This is a genomic window from Variovorax sp. WS11 (genome assembly GCF_010499245.1).
Lineage (GTDB): Bacteria > Pseudomonadota > Gammaproteobacteria > Burkholderiales > Burkholderiaceae_C > Variovorax.
The window spans coordinates 3,960,875-3,985,844 of sequence record NZ_JAAGOW010000001.1; the positions used below are offsets into that span (position 1 = coordinate 3,960,875).

Consider the following 24,970-nt stretch of genomic DNA (forward strand, 5'->3'; position numbering starts at 1 on the left):
CAAGCGCCGGTTGAGCAGCGATTCCGTCAGGTCTTCGCCCGCAACGCCGCACCCGGAAAATGGGCGAACGCAGCCGAGACGCGGATCACGCCCTCATGCACCGCGAGCATCTCCCCGGTCAACACGTTCTCGAAGCGCATGCCCTCGGCGACCTCCGGCAGGCGCACGACCGTGTCGCCCCACAGCTCGCCCACCGGCGCCTCCCCCGACGCTGCGAGCGAACTGAACAAGCGCGCCGCGATCAGCACCAGCATCTGATCCTCATGCCGCCGCGCGAAAGCGACCACGTGCGCGGCCTTCGCGCCCTCGGCCTGCAGTCCCCGGTAGTCGCCTTCGCGGAACAGCGCGGGCTGCTCGCGCCGCAGCGACAGCATGCGCCAGCAGACCCATAGCTTGGCGCGTCCATCGCCGGCGGCAGCGGGCACCAGCGCGGCGACGCGGGCCGGCAGGTCGTCAGCCTGCGCCATCGCCTCGAGCTCGTCCAGGCAGCGCACGCGCAGTGCGTAGTCCACCGGCCGCCGGTTGTCGGGATCGACCAGGCTCAGGTCCATCAGCTCGTTGCCCTGGTAGACGTCAGGCACGCCCGGCGAAGCGAACTTCAGCAGCATGAGCGACAGGCTGTCGAGCGCGCCGAACCAGGCCAGCGTGCGGGCCAGCGTCTGCAGCTCGTCGACGAAGCGCGGGTCGGCCCGCGAACTCAGCACCGCGCGCACGAAGCCTTCCAGCGCCTGCTCGTAGGCCTCGTCGGGATTGGTCCAGCGCGTATGGAGCTTCGCCTCGCGCGCCGCCTTCTGCATGTAGCGCACGATGCGCTCGATGTAGGCCTCGCGGGTGCTGTCGTCCAGGCCGTCGGCGGGAAGGGTGCCGAGCAAGGTCTGGTAGAGCAGGTATTCGTCCGTGGCCGAGGGGGCGCCCGAGGGCGCGCCGCCGGCTTCCAGCCTTCGGCGAATCCCGCGCGTCAGTGCGCGCCAGCGCCGCAGCGCCAGGCGCCAGGTGCCAGGCATCTCGGACAGCACGTCGATGCGGCAGCGCACGTCCTCGGAGCGCTTGTTGTCGTGGGTGGAGCTGGCCAGCATCGTGTGCGGCCAATGCCGCGCGCGGTCGGTGCCGGCCGCGTGGAACTCGTCCACCGTCATGCCGAAGCGCGCCGGCTCGCCGCCCACTTCGTTGAGCGCGCTCAACGGAAAGTAGCGGTAGAAGGCGGTGTCCTCCACGCCCTTGGCCGTGACCGGCGCGCTGAACTGCTGGAAGCGGATCGCCAGGTGCAGCGCCCTGCGCTGCAGCGCCTCGTCGGCACCGGGCACGGCGCGGCCGAGCAGGGTCTGCTGCACGAAGTCGTAGATCGTGAGGTCCGCCTCCCGGCTGTTGCGCTGCGCCTCGCGAGCGGCCCAGGTGATGAAGCGCTCGTCCTGCGCGGAGGGCGCCTCGATGATGTAGGTGCGGTAGACCGGCAGGCAGGCCGCGACCTCGCCCAGCGCGCGCTGCAGCGCGTTGAAGGTGTAGTCGCGCGTGCGCCGATCGGCGCGTGCAATGCGCAGCAGCTCGGTCGACAGCACGGTCAGCTCCGAGGCCAGCGCGCTGCGCATGATGTCGCGCTTGCCGGCGCGCGCCAGCGCCTGGAAGCTGTCGCGCACGCCGGTGAAGTTGCGCCAGATCTTCTCGAACTTCTCCGCCGCGCCGGTGTCGATCAGCACGCCGTTCGCCACGTTGGCGAAGCGGTAGCCGGTGGTGCCGTGCACCGCCCAGTCTTCGGGGACTTCCTCGTCCTCGGCCTTGATCTTCTCCGCCACCACGTAGAGCGGCCGCGGGGGGCGCCCGTCGGCATCGCGCTCGGCCAACACCTGGCCAGCGCGCCGCGCATAGCCTTCCTGCAGCTGGCGGAAATAGCGTGCGGGGTCGTAGAGGCCGTCCGGGTGGTCGATGCGCAGCCCGCTGACCTGGCCCGAGGCTGCCAGGTCGAGCGCGAAGGACTGCGTGGCCTCGAACACCGCCTCATGCTCCATGCGCAGCCCGGCCAGCGAGTTGATATCGAAGAAGCGCCGGTAGTTGATGTCGTCCCCGGCCACGCGCCAGTACGCGAGCCGCCAGGCCTGGGCCTCGATCAGCGCATGCAGCTCGTCGCGCGCGCTCGGCAGGTTGAGCTCGGCCACGCGCGCGACGATGGCGCGCGCGACGGCCGGTTGGCGCGCCGCGAGCTGCGCCAGCTGGGTCTTGAGCAGCTCCTTGTCGCGCGCCTGCTCGGCTCTGGCGTGGTCGTCGCTCGCATCGCGCCCCAGCAGCCGGCCGAAGGCGGAAGAGATGCCCGCCAGCTGGGCCGCAAGCTGCGCCTCCTCGAGCTGCGCCGCGGCGCCGCCGAGCACCCGCGGATAGCTCTCGGGCGCGAGCGGAAAGCGGTGCTCGAAGTAGTACACCGCCAGGCTGCCGCTGCCTTCCTCGAAGCGCAGCGCCAGCTCGCCGCTGGTGAGCACGTCGCCGTAGTGGTCGCCCAGCACCGGCACCAGCACCTTGCCCGCGAGTTCGGGGTTGAGCGGCTGCCAGTCGATGTCGAAGTGCTGGGCGTAAAGCGAGGCGGGGCCGTTCTCCAGCACGTCCATCCACCAGGCGTTGTCGGCGCCCATCACGCCCATGTGGTTGGGCACCAGGTCCAGCAGCTGGCCCATGCCCTGCGCGCGCAGCGCCGCGACGAAGCGCTCGAAGCCCTCGCGTCCGCCGAGCTCGGGGTTGACTTGGTCGTGCGCCACCACGTCGTAGCCGTGCATGCTGCCCGCGCGGGCGCGCTGGATCGGTGAGCAATAGACGTGGCTGATGCCCAGGCGCGCGAGGTAGGGCAGCACGCGGATCGCATCGTCGAAGCCGAAGCCCTTGTGGAACTGGAGCCGGTAGGTGGCGCGCGGGATGCGCGTCTGCATCGGCGCGTGCTGCGCCTGGGCGGCGGGGTTCGTGCGCGGCCGCAGGCGGGCCAGCGTGCGGCCGAGCGAATCCATCTCCGTGCTGGCGGCCAGCGCCTGCAGGTCGGCCGGCAGCTTGCGCTGCCAGTTGGGCTGCTCGCTGACGGTGCCGGGCATGTTGGCCTGCTCGACGACGCCCAGCACGTCCTCGAGCTGCACCATCATGAGCAGGGCGGGCGCCTCGGCCAGGAAGGCATGCACGGCCTCGATGGTGCGCGGCGCGAGCTGCGCCTCGCTGGTCGCCTGCGCGACCTCCTCGGCGCTCAGCAGGCCCGCGTGCCGCACCGCCAGCAGCAGCTGCACGCGGTGGCGCGCGCGATCGAGCAACTGCTGCTCGAGCCGCGCCTCGTCGGGGATCAGGCCGAGCTGCAGGCGCAGGCGCAGGTCCTCGCCGGCCCACCAACCGGCCAGCGTCGGCAGGTCGTGTGTGCCTACCGCGGCGAGGGCCTGCGCGGGATAGGCGGCAGCGGGCTTGAAGGCGCCGTCGCCCTCGCGCTCGAAGAAGAGCAGCCGGTAGGACAGCACGTCGAAGCGCGCCAGCGCCTCGCGCACCTCGGGCGCGACGGTGCCGAGGTCCTCGCCGATCACCAGGCAGCGGTGGCGCTGGCTTTCGAGCGCGACGATGGCCAGCATCTCTTCCAGCGGGTAGTGCACGTAGCCGCCCTCTCGCGCGCTGCGCCCCGCGGGAATCCAGAACAGGCGCATCAGCCCCATCACGTGGTCGACGCGCAGGGCTCCGGCATGGCGCATGTTGGCGCGCAGCGTGTCGATGAAGAAGCGGTAGCGCCCGGCGCGCAGGCGGTCGGGCCGCAGCGGCGGAAGCCCCCAGCCCTGGCCGCCCGGATTGAAGTCGTCCGGCGGCGCACCCACGCTCGCATCGGCGGCGAACAGCGCGCCTTCGCTCCAGACATCGGAGCCGCCCCGGTCGCTCGACACCGCGAGGTCGAGGTACAGGCCGATGCCCAGTCCCAGCGCCTTGCAGTGCGCATTGGCGCGCGCCAGCTGACCGGCAGCCAGCCACTGGAGGTACTGGTGGAACTGCACGCGCCCGGCATGCTGCTGCGCGAAGGCCTCGACCGCGGGGCTGGTGGGGTCGCGATGGTCCTCGGGCCAGAGCGGCCAGCCCCAGATCGACGGGTCGGCCGCGTGGAAGTGCGCCTGCAGCGCCTCGAACAGCGCATGGCGCCGCAGCGACTCGCCGCCCTGCGCGACGAAGGCCAGGAAGGCGGCGCCGCTGTCATCCTTGGCACTTTCGCTGTCCTCCGACAAGTGGCTGACGCAGAAGTGCGCGAACAGCAGCTCCAGCACCTCGAACTTCGCGCGCGCGACGCCGGCATGGTCCACCAGCGGCAGCTCGCGCAGTGCCGCGAGCCGGGTCTGGAATTCGAGCGAGGCCACCAACCGTCGCGCGGCCTCGCAGCCGGCGAAGCCCGGCACCGCCTCGACGTCGATGTAGAGCACGTTGAGCCAGCGCCGCGACGACGGGCTGTACGGGCTCGCATGCGCCGGGTTGTGCGGGAACAGCGCATGCAGCGGATTGAGGCCCACGATGTCGGCGCCGCGCGGCGCCATCTGCGTGAGCAGCTGCACCAGATCGCCGAAGTCGCCGATGCCCCAGTTGCGGTGCGAGCGCAGCGCGTAGAGCTGCAGCGCCGGGCCCCAGGCCCGGGCCCCGTCGCGCAGTGCGGCCGGGCGCCAGCAGCGCTCGGGCGCGCTGATGAGGAGGGTCTCGCCCTCGAGCCCTTCGATGCGAAGGCGGTGGTAGCCCATCGGCAGGCTTCGTGCGAAGGGCAGCTGGCGTTCGCACCAGCGCTCGCCGTCGATCTCGATACCGGCCGTCTCCGGCAGCGCGTGCGCGTCGAGCTCGCCCTGATGATGCGCGCCGTTCTCTTCGCAGAGCTGCCAGCGCAGGCGCGACATCGACGCCGGCATGCGCAAGGGCAGTGTCCAGCCGGCGTCCGAGGCCCGGATCACCTGCACGGGCGGCAGGCCGCGGGACCAGCTCGCACGGCGCGCGGCCTCCAGCAGTTCGTCGGCCTGCGCGCTGTCGTCCAGGCGCACGCCGAACTCGGCCAGCAGCGCGAGCAGGGTCTCGCGTGGCACCGGGCGATGTACACCCCACATGTCGTGGTAGTCGAGCGCGATGCCGAAGTGTGCGCAGAGCCGGGCGATCGCTTCCGATGCGCCGCCGTGCGCGCCTTCAGGCAAGACCGGGCTCCTGCAGCGTCACGAAGACGGCGCCGCGCGCCAGGCGCAGCGCGCCGGCGTCGTCACGCTCGACTGCATTGATGTAGAAGGGCTCGCCCGGCGGCGGCGCGACGCCGTCGACCGGCGCCTCGCCGAAGTGGGCGAGGAGGTGCAGGCGTGGCCCGTCCAGGCCGCGCGTGGTGTCGGCCAGCGTCCACTCGACGCGCAGCAGGCCGCCTTCGGCCTCGAAGCGCCCCGGGCCGCGCTGGCCGGCGAAGAGCGGCACCAGCCGCTGCCGTCGCAGCGCCAGCATCTCGCCCAGCTGGACGCGCCAGGCCTCGTGCAGGGGATCGTCGCATTCCTCCCAGCGCAGCTTGGAGGCCAGGAAGGTCGATTCGGCATTCGGATCGGGTATGCGCGCGCGGGCCGCTTCGTCGGCGAAGGCCTTGAAGCGGCCGAACTCCTCGCGCCGGCCATTGGACACCGCGGCGGCCAGCTCGGGCCCGAAGTCGCAGAAGTACTGGAAGGGCGTGGAGGCCTCGAACTCCTCGCCCATGAAGAACATCGGCACATGCGGAGAGAACACGAGGCAGGTCCAGGCGGCGCGTATCAACGCAGGCTCGCCGATCGCCTGGATGCGCTCGCCGAAGGCGCGGTTGCCGACCTGGTCATGGGTCTGCAGGTAGGAGACGAAGGCGCCCAGCGGCAGACGGCTGGCGTCCTCGCCGTGCCGCTTGCCGCCGCGGAAGGCCGAGGGCTGGCCCTGGTAGACGAAGCCCTGCGCCAGCGCACGGCCGAACTGCGCCACCGGGTCGTCGGCGAAGTCGGTGTAGTAGCCGTCGGTCTCGCCGGTGGCCAGCACATGGGCTGCGTGGTGCAGGTCGTCGTTCCATTGGGCCGTGCCGCACAGCGGGAGGCCGCGCGGGTCGCGGGCGAGGAAGGAGGCCTGGTTGGCATCGTTCTCGAGCACCACGTGCACATGGCGTTCCTGGCCGGGGCCGGCATGCAGCGCGTGGCAGATCTCGTGGACGATGTGCTGGGCCGAGTCGTCGCGGATCGCATGGATCGCGTCCATGCGCAGGCCGTCGAAGCGGAACTCCTCGACCCAGTAGAGCGCGTTGTGGATGAAGAAGTCGCGCACTGTGCGCGCGCCCTCGCCGTCGTAGTTGATGGCCGCGCCCCAGGGCGTCTGGTGCCTGGCGTTGAAGAACTGCGGGCAGTAGGCATGCAGGTAGTTGCCCTCCGGCCCGAAGTGGTTGTAGACCACGTCGATCAGCACCATCAGGCCGAGGCCGTGGGCGGCGTCGACCAGCGCCTTGAGTTCTTCGGGCGTGCCGTAGCTCGCATCGGGCGCGAAGAGCAGGGCGCCGTCATAGCCCCAGTTGCGCCGGCCCGGAAAATCGGCCAGCGGCATGAGCTCGATCGCGGTGATGCCCAATTGGGCCAGGGCGCGCAGCCGGGCCTGGGCAGCGGCGAACGTGCCTTCGGCGGTGAAGGTGCCGACGTGCAGTTCGTAGAGCACGGCCTCTTCCCAGGGGCGGCCGCGCCAGTCCTCGTGCTGCCAGGCGCGGGCCATCGGATCGACCACGCGGCTCGCACCATGCACATCGTCGGGATTGAAGCGCGAGGCCGGGTCGGGCACGCGCAGGCCGTCGGGCAGCCGGAAGCGGTAGGCGTCGCCGGGCCGCGCGTCGCGCAGCTCCATCCGATGCCAGCCTCCGGTGTCGCGCCGCATCGGGTGTGAAGAGGGCGCCGCGCCGAGCTCCAGCACGACCTGCTCGACGGCCGGCGCCCACAGCGCGAAGCGCACGCCGCCGCCTTCCATCAGGCTGGCGCCGAAAGGCATGTCGTGCGCCTGATTCACTCGGGCTCCTCCCGCGGCTTGGGCGGCGGCTGCGTCGGGCGGCTCATCAGCGCGAAGGAGCGGGACTGCAGCGGATAGCTGTTCTGCGCCCAGGCCTGCGGCAGGTCGCACAGGTTGTCCTCGGGCGGCAGCACGCCGGTGGCCGTGTCGAGCAGGAGCCGCCACCCGCCGTGCTCGACCGGCAGCTTGAATTCGAGGGCCTCGTGGTGCGCGTTGAAGAGCAGCAGGAAGTCGTCGTCGCGCAGCGCCTCGCCGCGCGGCCCGCGGTCCGTGATGCCCAGGCCCGAGATCACCATGGCCAAGCTGCGGGCGTTGGAGTCGTTCCAGTCCTCCGGCGTCATCTCGTGGCCGTCGGGCCGCAGCCAGCACACGTCGTTGACGCCGCTGCCCTCCATCGGCTTGCCGTGGAAGAAGTTGCGGCGGCGAAAGGTGGGGTGGGCCCGGCGCAGCGTGATCAGGCGCTGCACGAAGGTGGTCAGGGCCTCGCTGCCTGCGTCGGGACGCCAGTCCAGCCAGGACAGCTCGTTGTCCTGGCAGTAGCCGTTGTTGTTGCCCACCTGCGTGTGCCCGCGCTCGTCGCCGGCCAGCAGCATCGGCACGCCCTGCGACAGCAGCACGGTGGCGAGCAGGTTGCGCTTCTGCCGCTCGCGCAGCGCGAGGATCTTGGGATCGTCCGTCGGCCCTTCGACCCCGCAGTTCCACGAGAGGTTGTTGTTGTGGCCGTCGCGGTTGTCCTCAGCATTGGCCTCGTTGTGCTTCTCGTTGTAGGAGACCAGGTCCTGCAGCGTGAAGCCGTCGTGGGCGGTCACGAAGTTGATGCTCGCGTCGGGCCGCTTGCCCGACCAGCCGTAGAGATCCTGCGAGCCGGTGAGGCGCTGCCCGAGCTCGCCCAGGGTGCTGTTGTCGCCCTTCCAGAAGGCGCGCGCGCCGTCGCGGTAGCGGTCGTTCCATTCGGCCCAGCCGTAGGGAAAGTTGCCCACGTGGTAGCCGCCGTGCCCCAGGTCCCAGGGCTCGGCGATCAGCTTCACGCGGTTGAGCGTGGGGTCCTGGCGGATGGCGTCGAAGAAGCCGCCCAGATTCTCCACCTTGCCCGACTCGCGCGCCAGCGCCGCCGCGAGGTCGAAGCGGAAGCCGTCGACATGCATCTCCTCCACCCAGTAGCGCAGCGAATCCATCACCAGCTGCAGGGCGCGCGGATGCTCGAGGTTGACGGTGTTGCCGCAGCCGGTGAAGTCGTCGTAGAAGCGGCGGTTCTCGGCGTTGGTGATGTAGTAGGAGGCGTTGTCCACGCCGCGCAGCGACAGCGTCGGGCCCATCTGGTTGCCCTCGCAGCTGTGGTTGTAGACCACGTCGAGGATCACCTCGATGCCGGCGGTGTGCAGCGTCTTCACCATGGTCTTGAATTCCTTGACCTTGAGCGAAGCGCTGTAGCGCATTTCGGGCGCGAAGTAGCACAGGGAGTTGTAGCCCCAGTAGTTCTGCAGGCCCTTCTCCGCGAGGCGGTGGTCGTTGAGGTAGGCATGGACCGGCAGCAGCTCGACGGTGGTGACGCCGAGGCGCTTGAGGTAGTCGACGACGGGCGCGGAGCAGAGCCCGGCGTAGGTGCCGCGCAGTTGCGGCGGCACGTCCGGATGCGTCATGGTGAAGCCGCGCACGTGCATCTCGTAGATCACCATGTCCCGCCATGCAATCTGCGGCCGGCGGTCGTTGCCCCAGGTGAAGGCCGGCTCCAGCACCCGGCCCTTGGGCATCAGCGGCGCGCTGTCGCGCCGGTCGAAGGACAGGTCCCCCCGCTTGCTGCCGACGGTGTAGCCGTACAGCGCGTCGCTCCAGCGCAGCTGGCCGACCAGGTCCTTGGCGTAGGGGTCGATCAGCAGCTTGTGCGGGTTGAAGCGGTGCCCTTCCTCGGGTTTGTAGGGGCCATGCACGCGATAGCCGTAGGCCAGGCCGGGCCGGGCCTCGGGCAGGTAGCAGTGCCAGATGTCGTCGGTGCGCTCGCGCATGACGATGCGGTGGCGCTCGTGGCGCCCCTTCTCGTCGAAGATGCACAGCTCCACCTTCTGCGCGTGCTGCGAGAAGAGGGCGAAATTGACGCCCTCGCCATCCCAGTGGGCGCCGGGTGGATAGGGCCGGCCGGGCCAGACCGCTGTGATCAGCTCGTTGGTCTTCATCGGCGGAACTTGCGCTCCTCGATGTGCTCGGCCGGGTCCTTGTGTTCGCGCGGCCACCACTGCTCGATGCGCTCGGCCGCCCAGTCCTTGCCGCCGAGGCCGAAGGCCAGGGCCAGGGCGAACACGATGCCGGCCAGGATGACCAGGAAGCTCTCGCGCACGATGTCGCCGCCGACCTTGATCTGGTCGAGCGCGATCAGCACCACGAAGACCATGATGGCGTACTGCGCCAGCTTGCCCAGGAAGACGGCGTCCTGCAGCTTGACGTTGCGGCCGTAGGCGGTGACCGTGTCGCCGACGAAGCGCGCGAAGTAGGAGCCGAAGGCGAGCACCAGCAGCGCGACGAAGACGTTGGGCACGAACCACAGCACCTTGCCGATCAGGTCGGCGATGTAGGTGAGGCCCATGCCGTTGAAGGCGATCAGCAGCGAGGCCAGGATCACCAGCCAGTACACCAGCACACCGAACAGGCTGGTGGTGTCGCCGCGCATGCCGCCCTGGCGCAGGAAGCCGTCGAGGCCGGCGCGCTCGGTGAGCACGTTGAAGTTGATGGCGTGCAGCCCTTTCACGACGGTGAAGCGCGCCAGCTTGGCGAGGAGCCAGCCGGCGACCACGACCACCATCGCGAAGAGCAGCCGTGGCAGGAAGGCGCCGATCTGAAACAGGATGGCCCGCAAGGGCTCCAGGTGGATTCCGAAGCTTTCCATGATGCTTTCTCCGTTGGCCCGGGCGCGCGCGGCGGGCGTGGTCAGGATGTGGTGTCGCGGCCCGTCAGCGCCAGCAGGCCCTGCAGCGGGACCTGGACCCAGTCGGTGCGATTGTTCAGTTCGTAGCGCAGCTCGTACAGCGCCTTTTCAAGTTCGAACAAGTCCAGCAGTTGCAGGTCGACAGGGATCGCGGGCGCGCCTTCCTTCATGGTCCCGAGGTAGGCGGAGAGGAAGGCCTCCCGGCTCGTCGTCTCCCAGTCGCGCACGGGCAGCGCCAGGCGCTGCAGCTCGTCGGCGTTCTGCGCGACGCGCTTGAGCGCCGACCAGCGCGCGTAGTTGAAGGAGCGCAGCATGCCCGCCACGTCGCGCAGCGGCGAGCCCTTGGCGCGGCGCTCCTCGAAGGTGCGCGTGGGCTCGCCCTCGAAGTCGATGATGACGAAATCGTTGTCGCTCACCAGCACCTGGCCCAGGTGGTAGTCGCCGTGGAAGCGGGTCTTCAGGCCGTGGCCGTTCTCGATCGCCGCGGTGGCGCGTGCCGCAAGCCGGCTCTCCTGTGCGAGCAGCGCCTGCGCGTCTTCCTGCGCGGGTGCCGGCAGCTGCGGCAGGCGCTCGCGCAGCAGGGCCAGGGTGGTCGCGACGTCGGCGCTCGCATGCTCGCGCATGGCCTCGATGTCCTCGGACGCCAGGGGCTCGGGGTCGAAGGCCGGATCGCCGGTGCGTTGCGCGAGCGCAAGATGCAGCTCCGCGGTGCGGCGGCCGAGCACCTGCATCAGCACGCTGAAGCCGCCATGCGCTTCTGCCGGCGCGACGGCGCCGAGCGTATCGGCCGCGGTGCGCAGTTCCTCGAGGAAGCGCTCGACGTAGCCCAGGGTGTAGACCCAGCCGTCGCCCTGGTTGGTCACGTAGCGCTGCACCATCGCCAGGGTCGCGATGCGGCCGTCGTCGCCGATGTATTCGAGCGCGCCCAGCACCGGCACGCAGTGCGGGTAGCGCGCCACGCTGGTGAGGAAGCGGCCCATCTCCACCTCGGGATTGATGCCGTCGCGCACGCGGCGGTAGGCCTTGAGGAACAGCGTCTCGTCGAAGGTCACGACGGTGTTGCTGCTCTGCGCGCCGGGGCGGCCGACCGGCATCGCGTCGAGGTCGCCTTCGATGCGGCGGAAGGCCTCTGTGGGCGTGAAGCGCAGGCGCCCCTTGGCGGCCGGCAGTTCCATGCCGCCGCGCACGGCGCGCACCATGGCGCGACAGAAGGCCTCGTCGTAGAAGGCATCGGCCATGACGCCGACATTGGCCTGCTGCCGCACCTTGGCGACGCCGGCCTGCATGAGGCGGTTGAGGCGGTCTTCGTCCTGTTCCTCCCAGGCCAGTGCGAGCGGGACAAAGTAGGTCGACTCCTCCGCAGGCCCGTCCAGCGAGACCAAAGGCAGCATCCAGCTGAAGCCGTCGCTCTCCCACACCGCATGGTCCACCAGGCGCGCGCGCGCGACGGCCGAGCCCTTTGCGCCGTACCAGCGCTGGATCTCCATGAAGCGCGGCAGCGTGTCGATCTCGAACTGCGTGCGCATGCGTTCGGCCATGCCGATGCGCCACGGCATCACGCGGTCGCGGAAGAAGCTGGTCCAGCCGTCGAAGAGCACCAGCGTCGGCCGGTCCTGCAGGCCCACGCCTTCCTGGTGCCAGCTGGGCATCTCGGCATCCTGCGCGAGCCGGAACCAGTAGAAGCCGTAGGAGGGCAGGGTCAGCAGGTAGGGCAGCTCGCCGATCGGCGGGAAGGAGGTGCGGCCCAGCATCTCGACCGGGACGCGGCCCTTGTGGGCGGAGAGGTCGAGCTCCACCGGCTGCGCGGCACGCGAGAGATTGAACACGGTGAGGATGGTGTCGTCCTCGTATTCGCTGAGGTAGGCGAGGATCTTGCGGTTGCCGGGCCGCAGGAACACGCGCCTGCCGCGGCCGAAGGCATGGCTGGTCTTGCGCACGGCGAGCATGCGGCGCGTCCAGTTCAGCAGCGAGCTGGCGTCGCGCGCCTGCGCCTCGACGTTCAGGGCTTCGTAGCCGTACATGGGGTCCATGATCGGCTGCAGGTAGAGGCGCTGCGGATCGGCGCGCGAGAAGCCGGCGTTGCGGTCGGGGCTCCATTGCATCGGCGTGCGCACGCCGTTGCGGTCGCCCACGAAGAAGTTGTCGCCCATGCCGATCTCGTCGCCGTAGTAGATGATGGGCGAGCCCGGCATCGACAGCAGCATGGCGTTCATCAGCTTGAGCCGGTCCATGTCGTTTTCCATCAGCGGCGCGAGCCGGCGCCGGATGCCGACGTTGATGCGGGCGCGAATGTCGGCGGCGTACATGAGGTACATGTAGTCGCGCTCCTTGCTGGTCACCATCTCCAGCGTCAGCTCGTCGTGGTTGCGCAGGAAGATGGCCCACTGGCAGCCCTCGGGGATCTCGGGCGTCTGCTGGATGATCTCGACGATCGGGTGGCGGTCCTCCTGCGCGATCGCCATGTACATGCGCGGCATCAGGGGGAAGTGGTAGGCCATGTGGCATTCGTCGGCGTCGCCGAAGTACTCGCGCACGTCCTCGGGCCACATATTGGCCTCGGCCAGCAGGAAGCGGTTCTTGTACTGCGCGTCGATGGCGGCGCGCAGCTGCTTGATCACCACGTGGGTCTCGGGCAGGTTCTCGTTGCTGGTGCCGTCGCGCTCGCAGAGGTAGGGGATGGCGTCGAGGCGGAAGCCGTCCACGCCCATGTCCAGCCAGAAGCGCATGGTCTTGAACACCGCCTCCAGCACCTGCGGGTTGTTGAAGTTGAGGTCGGGCTGGTGGCTGAAGAAGCGGTGCCAGTAGTAGGCCTTGGCCACCGGGTCCCAGGCCCAGTTGGAGGTCTCGGTGTCGGTGAAGATGATGCGGGTGCCCTGGTAGAGCTGGTCGGTGTCGCTCCAGACGTAGAACTCGCGCTCGGGCGAGCCCGGCGGCGCGCGGCGCGCGGCCTGGAACCACGGATGGTCGCTGGAGGTGTGGTTGATGACCAGCTCGGTGATCACGCGCAGGCCCCGCTTGTGGGCCTCGTCGAGCATGATCTTGAAGTCGGCGAGCGTTCCGTAGTGCGGGTGCACGTCCTCGTAGCCGGCGATGTCGTAGCCGTCATCGCGCAGCGGCGAGGGGTAGAAGGGCATCAGCCAGATGGTGTTGACGCCCAGGTCCTTCACGTAGTCGAGCTTGGCGGTGACGCCCTTGAAGTCGCCGTAGCCGTCGTCGTTGGAGTCGAAGAAGGCCTTGACGTTGAGCTGGTAGATGACGGCATCGCGGTACCACTGCGGATCGTCGCTGCTGTCGATTTCGACGGTCTCGAGGAGCAGGTGCGATACCGGTGCATTCATGGGTGCCAGCCTCACAGGAAGTAGTCGAAGTCGCGTTCGTCGCGCACCCGCCGCCGCACAACGAAGACATGTGCCGGCACGCTGTGCGGGTCGAGCCGGATGAAATGACGGCCACCCTGCCAGAGGAAGCGCTGGTTGCTCAGCAGATCGTGCATCTGGAAGGGGTGCGCGGAGTCGCAGTCGATGAAAGCCAGGTCCAGCTCGAGCCAGCCGGACTGCACATTGTGCGGGTCGAGGTTCACCACTGTCACGATCACGTTGCTGCCGTCGTCGGAGCGCTTGGCATACGCGAGCAGCTCGTCGTTGTCGATGGTGAAGAAGCGCAGGCCGCGGTCCGCATGCAGGGCCGGGTTCTCGCGCCGGATGTGGTTGACGCGGGAGATGAAGGGCGCGAGGCTTTGCGGGTCGTCGTGGTTCCAGCGTCGCAGCTGGTACTTCTCGGAGTCGAGGTATTCCTCGCTGCCCTGCTCGCGCGGCAGGTGCTCGCGCAGCTCGAAGGCGGGGCCGTAGATGCCGTAGCTCGCGGCCAGCGTGCCGGCGAGCACCAGGCGGGCCATGAAGACGGCGGTCTCGCCGCCCTGCAGCCGCTCGTGCAGGATGTCGGGCGTGTTGGGCCACACGTTGGGGCGGAAGTACTCGCTGCCGGGGCCCTGCGAGAGCTCGGTGAAGTATTCGGTGAGCTCGTGCTTGGTGTTGCGCCAGGTGAAGTAGGTGTAGGACTGTGAGTAGCCCAGCTTGGCCAGCCGGTGCATCACCTTGGGCCGGGTGAAGGCCTCCGCCAGGAACAGCACGTCGGGGTGATCGCGCTTGAGCTCGGTGATCGCCCATTCCCAGAAGGGGAAGGCCTTGGTGTGCGGGTTGTCCACGCGGAAAATCTTCACGCCCTCGCCGATCCAGTGCTCGAACACGCTCTTGAGTTCGGTCCAGAGGCCCTGCCAGTCCTCGGTCTCGAAGTTGAAGGGATAGATGTCCTGGTACTTCTTCGGCGGGTTCTCGGCGTATTGCACGGTGCCGTCGGGCCGCCAGCGGAACCAGCTGGGATGGGCCTTGACGTAGGGATGGTCGGGCGCGCACTGGAAGGCGATGTCGAGCGCGATCTCCAGGCCATGGCGCTGCGCCTCGGTTCGCAGGTGCTGGAAGTCCTCGCGGGTGCCCAGCTCGGGCAGGATGGACTTGTGGCCGCCTTCCTCGGCGCCGATGGCCCAGGGGCTGCCCACGTCGCCGGGCTGCGCGGCGAGCGCGTTGTTCTTGCCCTTGCGCTGGATGCGGCCGACCGGATGGATGGGCGGGAAGTAGAGCACGTCGAAGCCCATGGCCGCGATGGCCGGCAGGCGCGCCTCCACGTCCTTGAAGGTGCCGTGCCGGTCGCCCTCGGGCGCGGTGGAGCGCGGGAAGAGCTCGTACCAGGTGCTGAAGCGGGCGCGCTCGCGGTCGGCGACCAGCGGAAGCTCCACCGGGTGCTGCGTGGCCAGGCGGCGGTCGGGATAGCGCTCGGCCAGGGTGCACAGGGCCTCGTCCAGCGCGAAGGCCTTGAGGGCGGGCGCTTCCATGGTGTTCTCGATCGCCGCGGTCTTCAGCTCGCTGCTCCAGCGGGCCAGCGCCTGGGCATCGGCGCCCTTCGCGCGCCCGGCCGCGGCGGCGATTTCCTGCGCGCCCACCTGCGAGGCGATGCGGATGTCCTCTGGGTCGATGCGGCGTGCCATGTCGTGGCGCCAGGACTCGAAGGCATCGACCCAGGCGGTGACGGTGTAGCGGTAGCGGCCCATGGCGGGCGGGACGAACTCGGCCTCCCAGACGTCGTTGCCCAGCGGCTTCATGGGCAGCTCGGTCCAGTCGGTGTCGGCTTCGGGGCGCCAGCGCAGGAACACGCGCAGCACGTCGTGGCCGTCGGCGAAGCAGTGCGCGTGCACGCGCAGGGTCTCGCCGGCCACGCGCTTGACGGCAAAGCGGCCGCCGTCGACGTTGGGCAGCACGGCATCGATGACGGCGCGCACGCGGCCGTCCTCGCCGTCCGCGCGTTCGATCTTCGGGGCAGGCGATGTGGCGGCCTTAGGCATGGGGGTCGTGCTCCAGGATCAGGGTGGAGAGCGGAGGCAGCGTCAGGCACAGCGAGTGCATGCGGCCATGGGCGCGCACCGGCGAGGCCTCGACCCCGCCGAAGTTGCCCCAGCCTGCGCCGCCGAACTCGCTGGCATCGCTGTTGAGGCGCTCGCGCCAGAAGCCCGCCCTGGGCACGCCCAGCAGGTAGTTGGTGCGCGGCACCGGCGTCATGTTGCTCACGATCAGCACGGGCGCCCCTTCGCGCGGCTTGCGCAGGAAGGCGAACACGCTGCGCTCGGCATCGTCGGCGGCGACCCATTCGAAGCCGGCGCCGGAGAAGTCCAGCTCGTACAGCGCGGGCGTGGCGCGGTAGACGTGGTTGAGCTGGGCCACGTAGCGCTGCAGCCCCGCGTGGTCCTCGAGCGCGGCGACCCACCATTCGAGCTCGCCGTCGTGCGTCCATTCGCGGCGCTGGCCGAACTCGCCGCCCATGAACAGGAGCTTTTTGCCCGGATGCCCCCACATGAAGCCGAAGAGCGCGCGCAGGTTGGCGAACTGCTGCCAGTTGTCGCCCGGCATCTTGCCGAGCAGCGAACCCTTGCCGTACACCACCTCGTCGTGCGAGAGCGGCAGCACGAAGTTCTCGCTGAAGGCGTAGACCAGCGAGAAGGTCAGCTGGTGGTGGTGATACCGGCGGTGCACCGGGTCCTCGTGCATGTAGGCCAGGCTGTCGTGCATCCAGCCCATGTTCCACTTCATGCCGAAGCCCAGGCCGTCCATGTCGGTGGGGCGCGAGACGCGCGGCCAGGCGGTGGATTCCTCGGCGATGGTGAGGGTGTCGGGGTGCTCGCGGTAGACGGTGCGGTTGAGGGTCTGCAGGAACTCGATGGCTTCCAGGTTCTCGCGGCCGCCGTGGCGATTGGGAATCCACTCGCCGTGCGCGCGGCCGTAGTCGAGGTAGAGCATGGAAGCGACCGCATCGACGCGCAGGCCGTCCAGGTGGTACTTCTCCAGCCAGAAGAGGCCGGAAGAGATGAGGAAGCTGCGCACCTCGTGGCGACCGTAGTTGAAGATGCTGGACTTCCAGTCCGGGTGGAAGCCCTGCCGCGGGTCTTCATGCTCGTAGAGATGGGTGCCGTCGAAATAGCCGAGGCCGTGCTCGTCGGTGGGAAAGTGCGAGGGCACCCAGTCCAGCAGCACGCCGATGCCGCGCTGGTGCAGGTGGTCGACGAAGTACATGAAGTCCTGCGGCGTGCCGTAGCGCGAGGTGGGCGCGAAGTACGCGGTGGTCTGGTAGCCCCAGGAGCCGTAGAACGGGTGCTCGGTGACGGGCATCAGCTCCACATGCGTGAAGCCCATCTCGTGCATGTAGTCCGCCAGCAGGGGCGCGAGCTCGCGATAGCCGATGAAGCGCCCGTCGCGGCGCTGCCAGGAGCCCAGGTGCATCTCGTAGATCGACATGGGCGCGTCCAGCGCGTTGCGCGGGCCGCGGTTGGTCATCCAGTCGCCGTCGCCCCAGGTGTAGTCGAGGGACCAGGCGCGCGAGGCGGTGGCCGGCGGCGGCTCGCAGAAGAAGGCGAAGGGATCGGCCTTGTCGACCTGGTAGCCGTTGTGGCGCGAGCGGATGCGGTACTTGTAGGCTTGGCCGGGCTCGACCTCGCAGGCGGAGCCGGTCCAGATGCCGGTGTCTTCGTGCGGCTCCAGCGGATGGGCGTCGCCGTTCCAGCCGTTCCAGTCCCCGACCACCGAGACCGATGCGGCGTTCGGCGCCCAGACCGCGAAGCGGGCACCGCCGTCGGCGCGCAGGTGGCAGCCCAGTTGATCGTAGAGACGGGAGTGCGTGCCCTCGCCGAAGAAGTAGCGGTCCTGGGCACTGAAGGCGGTGGTGGTGATGGGCACTGCGGACGTCCTTGGGCGTTCGACCCCACGGCCGTGCGAACAGCACGGCCGGACGGGCCTGGACCGCTCTTTGTAGAGGCGTAGCAGCGCCGCGGCAAGCACCCTGTGCCTTTCGGCCTGTCGGACAGCGACGCGTCTTGGTCCTTGCGAGCAAAAAAAATCGGGCCCCGCTTGCGCAAGGCCCGATTTTTTGGACGAATCCGCCGGTGATTACAGGCCGGCTTGGCGCGTGTTGCTGCGCTCGATCTTGTATTGCGACGGGATCACGCTGTTCACGAAGGCCTTGCGGTCCAGGCTCTGCGTCCCGTCGTGGGCGGCGGCAACGGCCTCGGCCTCGACGGCGGCGCGGTCACGCACGCTGGCAATCACCGGTGCAACGCCGGCAGCGGCGCCGTCGGCATAGGGGTTGGCGGCGCGGGCGGCTTCGGTGGCTTGGGCGTTCACTTCGGCGCGGCTGAAGGTCGACACGGGCGCTTGCACGCCTTCATAGGTTTCGGCTTGGGCGCCGGCGGCGGCGAGCAGCGACAGGGCGGCGGCGGCGATGATCTTGGAGGTCTTCATTTTTCGTTCCTTCTTCAGTGGCTTTGGATGGTTCGGGTACGCAGTCTGCCGCGGAAAACTAGGTGGAAACCCGGAGAAATCGAATCACGGTGTTCACACGCTGGAAACAATGAAGCGGAACTTTTGGGACGTGGGGTATCCGGCCGTATTCAGATCTGCCGGTAGGCGGCGCCGAGTTCGGGGACGAAGTCCTCGAAGCGGGTGGGCGTCGTATTCGCGGGCGTGCGGCCTTCGCGGGAGCCGACCCGCTCCTCGTTGAAGGCGCGCGTCATCTCCAGATAGAGCGCCACGAAGCTGGGCGACAGGCCGGCGCCGACGAGCGCTTCGCCCATGTCGGCCTCGGGCAACTGCACATAGGGCAGCGCCGGTTGGCCGATGGCTTCACCGATCAGGTGCGCGACTTCGCGATGGCTGATGTCGCGCTGGCCCAGCAGCTCGCGCACCGCGACGCCGGTCCAGTCGCGCGCCAGCAGGGCCTGGGCAGCGACCGCGGCGATGTCGTCGGTCGCGATCATGGGCACGGCCAAGTCGGGGGCGACGGTGTCGGCCAGCATGCCCGCTCCCTTGATCGTGCCGAGCGAGTCGTGGAGGTTCTCGAAGAAGGAGGCCGGGCGCAGCAGCAGCAGGTCGATGCCGGCGATCTTCCGCAGGCGCTGCTCCTGGCGATGCAGGCCGGCGATCACGCCCGTGCCCTCGGGCACGTCCGCGCCCAAGCTGCTGAGCGCGACGACGCGGCGCACGCCGCTGGCGCGCAGGGCGGCGGCGATCACTTCGCCTTCCTCGTCCTGCCGGGCCGCGTAGTCGGGCGCCTGGCGATCGGTGGCGAGCAGGGTGTAGACCGCATCGGCGCCGCCGAAGGCCTGCGCGAGGAAGGCCGCGTCGCGGCTGTCGCCGGCCAGCACCTCGGCACCGGCGCTCGCCAGCGCGGCCAGCTTGTCAGGATTGCGGCCGATGGCGCGGACCCGGGCGCCAGGGGCCAGCAGGCGCCGGGCGATCTTGCCGCCGGTGTGGCCGGTGGCGCCCATGACGGTAAGGAGAGGGGTGGTGGTCATGATCGGTACTCCTGGAGTGGGTGGGACATGGCGTCTACTATCGTCGGCCCATAGAGGCTTATCAATGTTCAAAAAGCGCTAATCAATGCTCACTCGTCCAATCGGCCTGGACGATGAGTATGGAGCCGCCCATACTCGCCCCATGCAGATCGCCGACGCCTTCATCCCCGTAGACCCCCTGGGCGAAGCCCTGCATTTCCTGCGCATGAACGGCGTCTTCTACTGCCGCTCCGAGTTCAGCGCGCCCTGGGGGCTGGCGCTGCCGCCGATGGAGGGCTGCCTGATGTTCCATGTGGTGACGGCCGGCCCCTGCTGGCTCGAGGTCGAAGGCCTCGAGCCGCAACGGCTCGCGCCGGGCGAGTTCGCGCTGGTGCCGCACGGCGCCGGTCATCGGCTGGTGAGCGAGCCGGGCGCGGAGGCAGCCGGGCTCTTCGACCTGCCGCGCGAGCAGCTCAGCGAACGCTACGAAGTGCTGCGCCATGGCGGCGGGGGCGCGGCCACCGGCCTGGTGTGTGGGGCGGTGCGCTTCGACCATCCGGCGGCGCAGCGCCTGGTCCGCCTGCTGCCGGCCGTGATCCGCATGGACGCCGAGCGCTCGCCGGAGGCCGAATGGCTGGGCAGCACGCTGCGCTTCATGGCGGCCGAGGCCAAAGCCCTGCGACCGGGCGGCGAGACCGTGATCACCCGGCTGGCCGACATCCTCGTGATCCAGGCCATCCGCTCATGGATGGCGCGCGATCCGGCCGCGCGCACCGGCTGGCTCGGCGCGCTGCAGGATCGGCAGATCGGCCGCGCCATCTCGCTCATCCACCGCGAGCCGGCGCGGCCGTGGACGGTGGCCTCGCTGGCGGCCGAGGCCGCGATGTCGCGCTCTGCCTTCGCGGCCCGCTTCACGGCTTTGGTCGGCGAGCCGGCGATGCAGTACGTGGCGCGCTGGCGCATGCACATCGCGCTCACGCTGCTGCAGGAGAAGAACGCGCGTCCGGTGGAGCTGGCCAGCCAGCTGGGGTACCAGTCGGAGGCGGCGTTCAGCCGGTCGTTCAAGCGCTATGTCGGCATCTCGCCGGGCGCGGCGCGGCGCGGGCGGGTTGTCGTGCCGGGTGCATTCTGAAGGCTACGAGCCCTTCCAGAACCGCCGCGCCTGCGCGATCTTGTCCAGCGCCGCGCGGCATTCGAGCGCGTTTTGCGGCTGCCGCGCCGAGAGCCAGCCGACGGCAAACCAGGCGCTGCCGTCCTGGCTCGCCGCCTCGCGGTAGGCGTCGATCGCCACCGCCGCGTCGTTGTGCTCGCCCAGAGCATCCTGGGCCGGCTTCAGTTCCTTCAGGTAGCGCGCGGCGCGGCCCTCCCCGAAGATCGGCGCGACGAACTCGCCCAGGTAGCGCAGGCGCTTGAGCCGCTTGCGGACGCGGTGCTGCGCCTCGGGCTCCAGCGCCTCGAAGTGCCGGCCGTCGCGCACCACCTGGCGATGCAGCTTCGCGAGGCGCGCGCGCAGCGGCTTGCGGGCCGGCTCGGCGTCTTGCTGCTGCTCCGGGGGCGGCGCGTCGGCAGCTTGTTCCTCGGGCGGCAGCGAGGCGGCGATCAGGCTCATCAGCACCAGCTGGAAGGCCTGCTCGCGCACCACGGCGGCCGGTGCCGGCTCGGGCTCGGCCGGCTCGGGCCAGGCCACCGGCGGGCCGCCGACCGCTTCGATCTGCGGTTGCACGGTCTTCTGCAGGTGCTCGCGGTCGCGCTGGCGGCCCAACGCGCGGAAGGCGTCGACCAGGGCGGGCTCCCAGGCGGGATCGATGGCCGGCGCGAAATCGGCCATCTCGCGCAGCGCCGTGCGCAGGCGGCGGATGCCGACGCGCAACTGATGCACATGCTCGGGGTCGGGGCTGCCGGCCGCCACTTCGCTGGCATTGGGCAGCATCTGTGCCAAACAGGCGCCGATCACCGCGCGGAAGACTTGCGGCCCGTCCATGTCCTCGTCCACCGAGGGCGGCTCTGCCTTGACCGCTTCGCCGTACTCGATGCCCTTCGCCAGGCGTTCGCCGCGCGCGGCCTTGGACACGGTGTCCAGCGAGAGCCCATAGCGCATGCGCCAGCGCCGCGCCAGCTCGAGCAAGGACTGCGGGCTGCCGCTCTTGAGTTCGATCTCGAGCTCGCACACGGGATGGGAGCGATCGCCCGCGCGCACCTCGCCGCGGTCGAACGCGAGTTCCACCCGCGCATCGCCGGTGCGCATCTCGCGCGTGGTGCGGCGGATGTCGGTGCCGTAGGTCGGCATGAGCAGGACTTCGGCCGGCGCCTGGCCGGCGGTCCGCAGCGCCTTGTCGATCAGCGCGCCGACGGGCGTGCCGGCATGGCGCTCCAGCCGCGGCAGCGGCACGTCGCTGGCCTTGGCGGTCTCGATCTCGACGTTGTGCTCATGGCGCTCCAGCGCGTTGCCGCCCGGCGCCTTGGCGGTCTGTACCCAGCGGCGGCCTTCCTTGCGGATGCGCAGGACGATGCGCTTCGCCGCCAGGGCGCCGTCCGCGGTGTCGTAGTAGCGCGCCTGAAGGCGTTCCCGCCGCGAGTTGCCGCGCGCCACCGCGCTTTCGACGGCAGCCCGGTGCTGGGGGTCGACCTGGAACTTGAGCTCGAATTCGGTCACGTCTTCTGACGCCACCCCGGATGCGACGCGCTCAGCCCGGCAGCTCGCTGACTTGCAGCGACAAGTCGAACAGCTTGGACTTGCTCGCGTAGTAGCGGTCCAGACGCCATTCCTTCAAGATGTCCATCGCCAGCTGGAAGCTCTTATAGTCGAGCGCATAGAGCGTGACCAGCTCGAAGCTCCGCTCGGACTCGAGGGCCAGGACCAGGCGGGCGAGAATCTGGGCCGATTCGTTGGCCGGGTCCGTCTCGATGAAGCGGCGGGCGACCTTGATGGCGTTCATGGGCTGGGTTCCTCCTAATGGACCCGGAACTATAGCCATCCCTACTTACCCTTTTGTGACAGTCGTGTGACAGCGTAGGTCTTTGGTTCTCGCTTGACGGGTTGGCTCACTGAACCTGCGCCGGCACCGCTATCGGCGTCACGGTCTCGCGGATCAAGCCGCCGCCCAGCACGCTGCCCTCGACCGAGGTCATGCCGGTGCCGCGCATCCGGGCCTCGCAAGCGGAGCGATCGGCCGGAGGCTGCAGCGCGCAGCGGGCGAGCGCGTTCTGCTCGTAGGTCGTCGGTGCGGCGCTGGTCAAACCGCCGCGGTTGGCTTCGTAGCGTGCGGCGCCGGCTTCGCGCAGGCAGGCGCTGCGGTCCTGCAGGCCACTGTCGCAGACGGCGCGTTCGCGCAGGTAGGTGGGGTCTGTGCCCTGGGCACTGGTCAAGGCCGGTGCCGCGAGGCCGCTGGCGGCAAGCACCAGCGCGAGGGTGGAACGAATGGTCCTGTTCATGAAGGCACTCCTTTCGGGGCGGCGCAGCGTGCGCCGTCCGGTGGGGCAGTGTCCAAGGCCCGAGGAGCCCGGGCTGTGGGACAGCGCGGCTCGCCGCCCGGCACCCGGGCCGCGGCTTCATGTCGGACGGGTCTGGCAGGGCGGGGCCCGAACCGGCCCGGCCTTCGCCCCTCAGGCTTCGGCGATGCGCTTGGCCAGGTGAGCGAGCGCTTCCTCGACCTGGTCGACCAGGATCAGCGACAGGTCGCCCGGCTGCAGCCGCGCGAGCGCGGTGTCGATGGCGATGAACTCGCCGCGGATCTCGTCGATGCTGCGCGTGCGGGTGGCGCCTTCGAGGCCCTGGCGCAGCAGGGCCATGACCTCGCCGTCGGCGCGGCCGCGCTGGGCGGCATCCTGGTAGAGGATGACGTCGTCGAAGGCCTGGCCGAGGATGGCGGTCTGGTCGCGGATGTCGCAGTCGCGGCGGTCGCCGGCGCCGCTGATCACGACCGAGCGCTTCTTCGCGGGCATGGTGTCGACCGCGGCCACCAGGGCGCGCATGGCGTCGGTGTTGTGGCCATAGTCGGCGATCACGGTGGCGCCGCGGTAGTCCATCACGTTGAAGCGGCCCGGCACGCCGGCCGCGTCGTTCTTGAAGCTGGCGAGGCCGCGGCGGATGCTGTCCCAGTCCAGGCCCACGGCCCAGGCGGCGGCCACGGCGGCCATCACGTTGTCGACCTGGAAGCCGATGGTGCCGTTCCGCGTGATCTGCACGTCGCGCAGCGCAATGCGCTCGCGCCACGAGCCCTCGGCCGCGACCAGCGTGTCCTGGTCGACGTAGACGGTGCGCTTGCCCTGGGCGCGATGGGTGGCCATCACCGGGTGTTGCCGGTCGTGGGTGAAGAAGATCACGCTGCCGGGGCAGCTGGTGGCCATCGCCGCCACGTTGGGGTCGGCGGCGTTGAGCACCGCATAGCCGTCGGGCGCCACGTTGCGCACGATCACGCGCTTGAGCACCGCGAGGTCTTCCACCGTCGTGATGTAGTTGAGGCCCAGGTGGTCGCCGCTGCCGATGTTGGTGACCACCGCGACCTGGCAGCGGTCGAAGCCCAGGCCCTCGCGCAGCACGCCGCCGCGCGCCACCTCGAAGACGGCGGCATCGACATCGGGATGCAGCAGCACGTTGCGCGCGCTCTTGGGGCCGCTGCAGTCGCCGCTGTCGGTCTGGCGGCCGTCGACGTACACGCCGTCGGTGTTGGTCATGCCGGTGCGCAGGCCGCTGCCGGCGAGCAGATGGTTGATGAGGCGCGCGGTGGTGGTCTTGCCGTTGGTGCCGGTCACGGCCACCACGGGGATGCGGCCGTCGTCGCCGGGCGCGAAGAGGGTGTCCATCACCGCCTCGCCGACCGCGCGGCCGCGGCCGAAGGAGGGCGAGATGTGCATGCGCAGGCCGGGCGCGGCGTTGACCTCGACCACGCCGCCGTGCTGCTCCTCGAGCGGGCGCAGCACGTTCTCGCAGACCATGTCGACGCCGCAGATGTGCAGGCCGACCATCTGGGCCGCATCGACGGCGCGCGCCGCCACCTCGGGGTGCACGGTGTCGGTCACGTCGGTGGCAGTGCCGCCGGTGGAGAGGTTGGCGTTGTTGCGCAGCACCACGCGCTGGCCCAGCGCGGGCACGCTGTCGGGCGCGAGGCCCTGCGCCTCGAGGCGGCCGATGGCGATGTCGTCCAGCCGGATCTTGGTCAACGAGGTCGCATGGCCTTCGCCGCGGCGCGGGTCCAGGTTGACCAGGTCGACCAGCTGGCGCACCGTCTGCCTGCCATCGCCGATCACCTGCGGCGGATCGCGGCGGGCGGCGGCGATCAGCCGGTCGCCGACCACCAGCAGGCGGAAGTCGAAGCCCGGCAGGAACTTCTCGACCATCACCTCGCCGTAGGCTGCGGCCGAGTCGTAGGCGGCGCTCAGCTGCTCGCGCGTGCTGATGTTGACGGTGACGCCCTTGCCCTGGTTGCCGTCCTGCGGCTTCACCACCACCGGCAAGCCGACTTCCTGCGCCGCAGCCCAGCCGTCGTCGACGCTCGTGACCGGGCGGCCCAGGGGCACCGGCACGCCGGCCGCGTTGAGCAGCTGCTTGGTGAGCTCCTTGTCCTGCGCGATCGACTCTGCCACGCCGCTGGTGCTGTCGACTTCTGCGGCCTGGATGCGGCGCTGCTTCGAGCCCCAGCCGAACTGCACCAGGCTGCCGCTGGTGAGGCGGCGGTAGGGGATGCCGCGCGCCACGGCGGCATCGACGATCGAGCCGGTGCTCGGGCCGAGGCGCTCGGATTCGTCGAGGTCGCGCAGCTCGGTGATGGCGGCGGTGGCGTCGAAGCCGTTGCCGTTCTGCGCGGCGGCGATCAACTGCTCGGCCAGTTCCAGCGCACGCCGGCCGACGGCCTCCTCGCTGTACTGGAAGGTGACCTGGTAGACGCCTTCATCGACCGTACGCGCGGTATGGCCGAAGTTCACCGCGCAGCCGGCCTGGGCCTGCAGCGCGACGGCGGCGTTCTCCAGCACATGGGCCAGCGCCAGCGGCTGGCCGAGCACGATCGGGTGCAGCTCGCCGATGGTGGGGAAGAGGGCGCGCAGGCGGCTTTCGAAGCCGGGCAGCCGCCCGACGGCGTTCTCGTCGCCGCTACAGGTGACGATGGCCTCGATGCAGGTGTGGCGGCTCCAGAGATTGGGCCCGCGCAGCGCGCGAATGCGTTTGACGTCCATGGCGTTGAGACTGA

At 69.9% G+C, this 24,970-nt stretch carries 14 protein-coding genes; 1 reads left to right on the forward strand and 13 read right to left on the reverse strand.

Going from position 1 to position 24,970, the window contains the following annotated elements; all coding sequences use genetic code 11:
- Window positions 1-26 precede the first annotated feature (26 nt).
- From GXN78_RS19435 to GXN78_RS19475, 9 genes are all read right to left on the reverse strand, one after another.
- Window positions 27-5,156, reverse strand: coding sequence for a malto-oligosyltrehalose synthase (locus GXN78_RS19435; protein WP_181360491.1), 5,130 nt, complete (start codon window positions 5,154-5,156; stop codon window positions 27-29).
- Window positions 5,149-6,999 (reverse strand): malto-oligosyltrehalose trehalohydrolase, encoded by a 1,851-nt coding sequence (gene treZ / locus GXN78_RS19440; RefSeq protein ID WP_106555118.1) that lies wholly within the window; start codon window positions 6,997-6,999, stop codon window positions 5,149-5,151. The genes GXN78_RS19435 and treZ overlap by 8 nt, the downstream gene beginning before the upstream one ends.
- Window positions 6,996-9,170, reverse strand: a complete 2,175-nt coding sequence (gene glgX / locus GXN78_RS19445) for a glycogen debranching protein GlgX (RefSeq protein ID WP_106555117.1) — start codon at window positions 9,168-9,170, stop codon at window positions 6,996-6,998. Before glgX ends, treZ begins: the two co-directional genes overlap by 4 nt.
- Window positions 9,167-9,877 carry a hypothetical protein gene (locus tag GXN78_RS19450; RefSeq protein ID WP_106555116.1) on the reverse strand — a complete coding sequence of 237 codons (711 nt, stop codon included), beginning with the start codon at window positions 9,875-9,877 and terminating at the stop codon, window positions 9,167-9,169. Before GXN78_RS19450 ends, glgX begins: the two co-directional genes overlap by 4 nt.
- A 41-nt stretch (window positions 9,878-9,918) precedes the next feature.
- On the reverse strand, window positions 9,919-13,254 hold the full coding sequence (gene treS, locus GXN78_RS19455) for a maltose alpha-D-glucosyltransferase (protein WP_106555115.1): 3,336 nt from the start codon (window positions 13,252-13,254) through the stop codon (window positions 9,919-9,921).
- Between the two features lie 11 nt (window positions 13,255-13,265).
- Window positions 13,266-15,311 (reverse strand): alpha-1,4-glucan--maltose-1-phosphate maltosyltransferase, encoded by a 2,046-nt coding sequence (locus GXN78_RS19460; RefSeq protein WP_106555114.1) that lies wholly within the window; start codon window positions 15,309-15,311, stop codon window positions 13,266-13,268.
- Window positions 15,304-17,193, reverse strand: a complete 1,890-nt coding sequence (gene glgB / locus GXN78_RS19465) for a 1,4-alpha-glucan branching protein GlgB (RefSeq protein ID WP_106555113.1) — start codon at window positions 17,191-17,193, stop codon at window positions 15,304-15,306. Before glgB ends, GXN78_RS19460 begins: the two co-directional genes overlap by 8 nt.
- A 210-nt stretch (window positions 17,194-17,403) precedes the next feature.
- Window positions 17,404-17,754 carry an alpha/beta hydrolase gene (locus tag GXN78_RS19470; protein ID WP_106555112.1) on the reverse strand — a complete coding sequence of 117 codons (351 nt, stop codon included), beginning with the start codon at window positions 17,752-17,754 and terminating at the stop codon, window positions 17,404-17,406.
- Window positions 17,755-17,903: 149 nt separating this feature from the next.
- On the reverse strand, window positions 17,904-18,806 hold the full coding sequence (locus GXN78_RS19475) for an NAD(P)H-binding protein (protein WP_106555111.1): 903 nt from the start codon (window positions 18,804-18,806) through the stop codon (window positions 17,904-17,906).
- Between the two features lie 142 nt (window positions 18,807-18,948).
- Here GXN78_RS19475 and GXN78_RS19480 point away from each other — a divergent pair, with 142 nt between their 5' ends.
- Window positions 18,949-19,917: an AraC family transcriptional regulator gene (locus GXN78_RS19480; RefSeq protein ID WP_106555110.1), complete on the forward strand. Its 969-nt coding sequence runs from the start codon at window positions 18,949-18,951 to the stop codon at window positions 19,915-19,917.
- A gap of 3 nt (window positions 19,918-19,920) precedes the next feature.
- On the opposite strand, the gene GXN78_RS19485 is transcribed toward GXN78_RS19480, so the two are convergent.
- The 4 genes from GXN78_RS19485 to cphA form a co-directional block, all read right to left on the reverse strand.
- Window positions 19,921-21,438, reverse strand: coding sequence for a CYTH and CHAD domain-containing protein (locus tag GXN78_RS19485; RefSeq protein WP_106555109.1), 1,518 nt, complete (start codon window positions 21,436-21,438; stop codon window positions 19,921-19,923).
- A 31-nt stretch (window positions 21,439-21,469) separates the two neighbouring features.
- Window positions 21,470-21,721, reverse strand: a complete 252-nt coding sequence (locus GXN78_RS19490; RefSeq protein ID WP_106555108.1) for a hypothetical protein — start codon at window positions 21,719-21,721, stop codon at window positions 21,470-21,472.
- Window positions 21,722-21,827: 106 nt separating this feature from the next.
- Window positions 21,828-22,217, reverse strand: coding sequence for a hypothetical protein (locus GXN78_RS19495; protein WP_106555107.1), 390 nt, complete (start codon window positions 22,215-22,217; stop codon window positions 21,828-21,830).
- A 171-nt stretch (window positions 22,218-22,388) separates the two neighbouring features.
- Window positions 22,389-24,956 (reverse strand): cyanophycin synthetase, encoded by a 2,568-nt coding sequence (gene cphA / locus GXN78_RS19500; RefSeq protein ID WP_106555106.1) that lies wholly within the window; start codon window positions 24,954-24,956, stop codon window positions 22,389-22,391.
- Window positions 24,957-24,970: the final 14 nt, after the last annotated feature.

Coding starts and splice junctions, on each gene's coding strand:
- GXN78_RS19450 (WP_106555116.1), bottom strand. CDS start 9,877: ATGGAAAGCTTCGGAATCCACCTGGAGCCCTTGCGGGCCATCCTGTTT.
- GXN78_RS19475 (WP_106555111.1), bottom strand. CDS start 18,806: ATGACCACCACCCCTCTCCTTACCGTCATGGGCGCCACCGGCCACACC.
- GXN78_RS19480 (WP_106555110.1), top strand. CDS start 18,949: ATGCAGATCGCCGACGCCTTCATCCCCGTAGACCCCCTGGGCGAAGCC.
- glgX (WP_106555117.1), bottom strand. CDS start 9,170: ATGAAGACCAACGAGCTGATCACAGCGGTCTGGCCCGGCCGGCCCTAT.
- cphA (WP_106555106.1), bottom strand. CDS start 24,956: ATGGACGTCAAACGCATTCGCGCGCTGCGCGGGCCCAATCTCTGGAGC.
- treS (WP_106555115.1), bottom strand. CDS start 13,254: ATGAATGCACCGGTATCGCACCTGCTCCTCGAGACCGTCGAAATCGAC.
- GXN78_RS19470 (WP_106555112.1), bottom strand. CDS start 17,754: ATGAAGACCTCCAAGATCATCGCCGCCGCCGCCCTGTCGCTGCTCGCC.
- GXN78_RS19460 (WP_106555114.1), bottom strand. CDS start 15,311: ATGCCTAAGGCCGCCACATCGCCTGCCCCGAAGATCGAACGCGCGGAC.
- GXN78_RS19490 (WP_106555108.1), bottom strand. CDS start 21,721: ATGAACGCCATCAAGGTCGCCCGCCGCTTCATCGAGACGGACCCGGCC.
- GXN78_RS19495 (WP_106555107.1), bottom strand. CDS start 22,217: ATGAACAGGACCATTCGTTCCACCCTCGCGCTGGTGCTTGCCGCCAGC.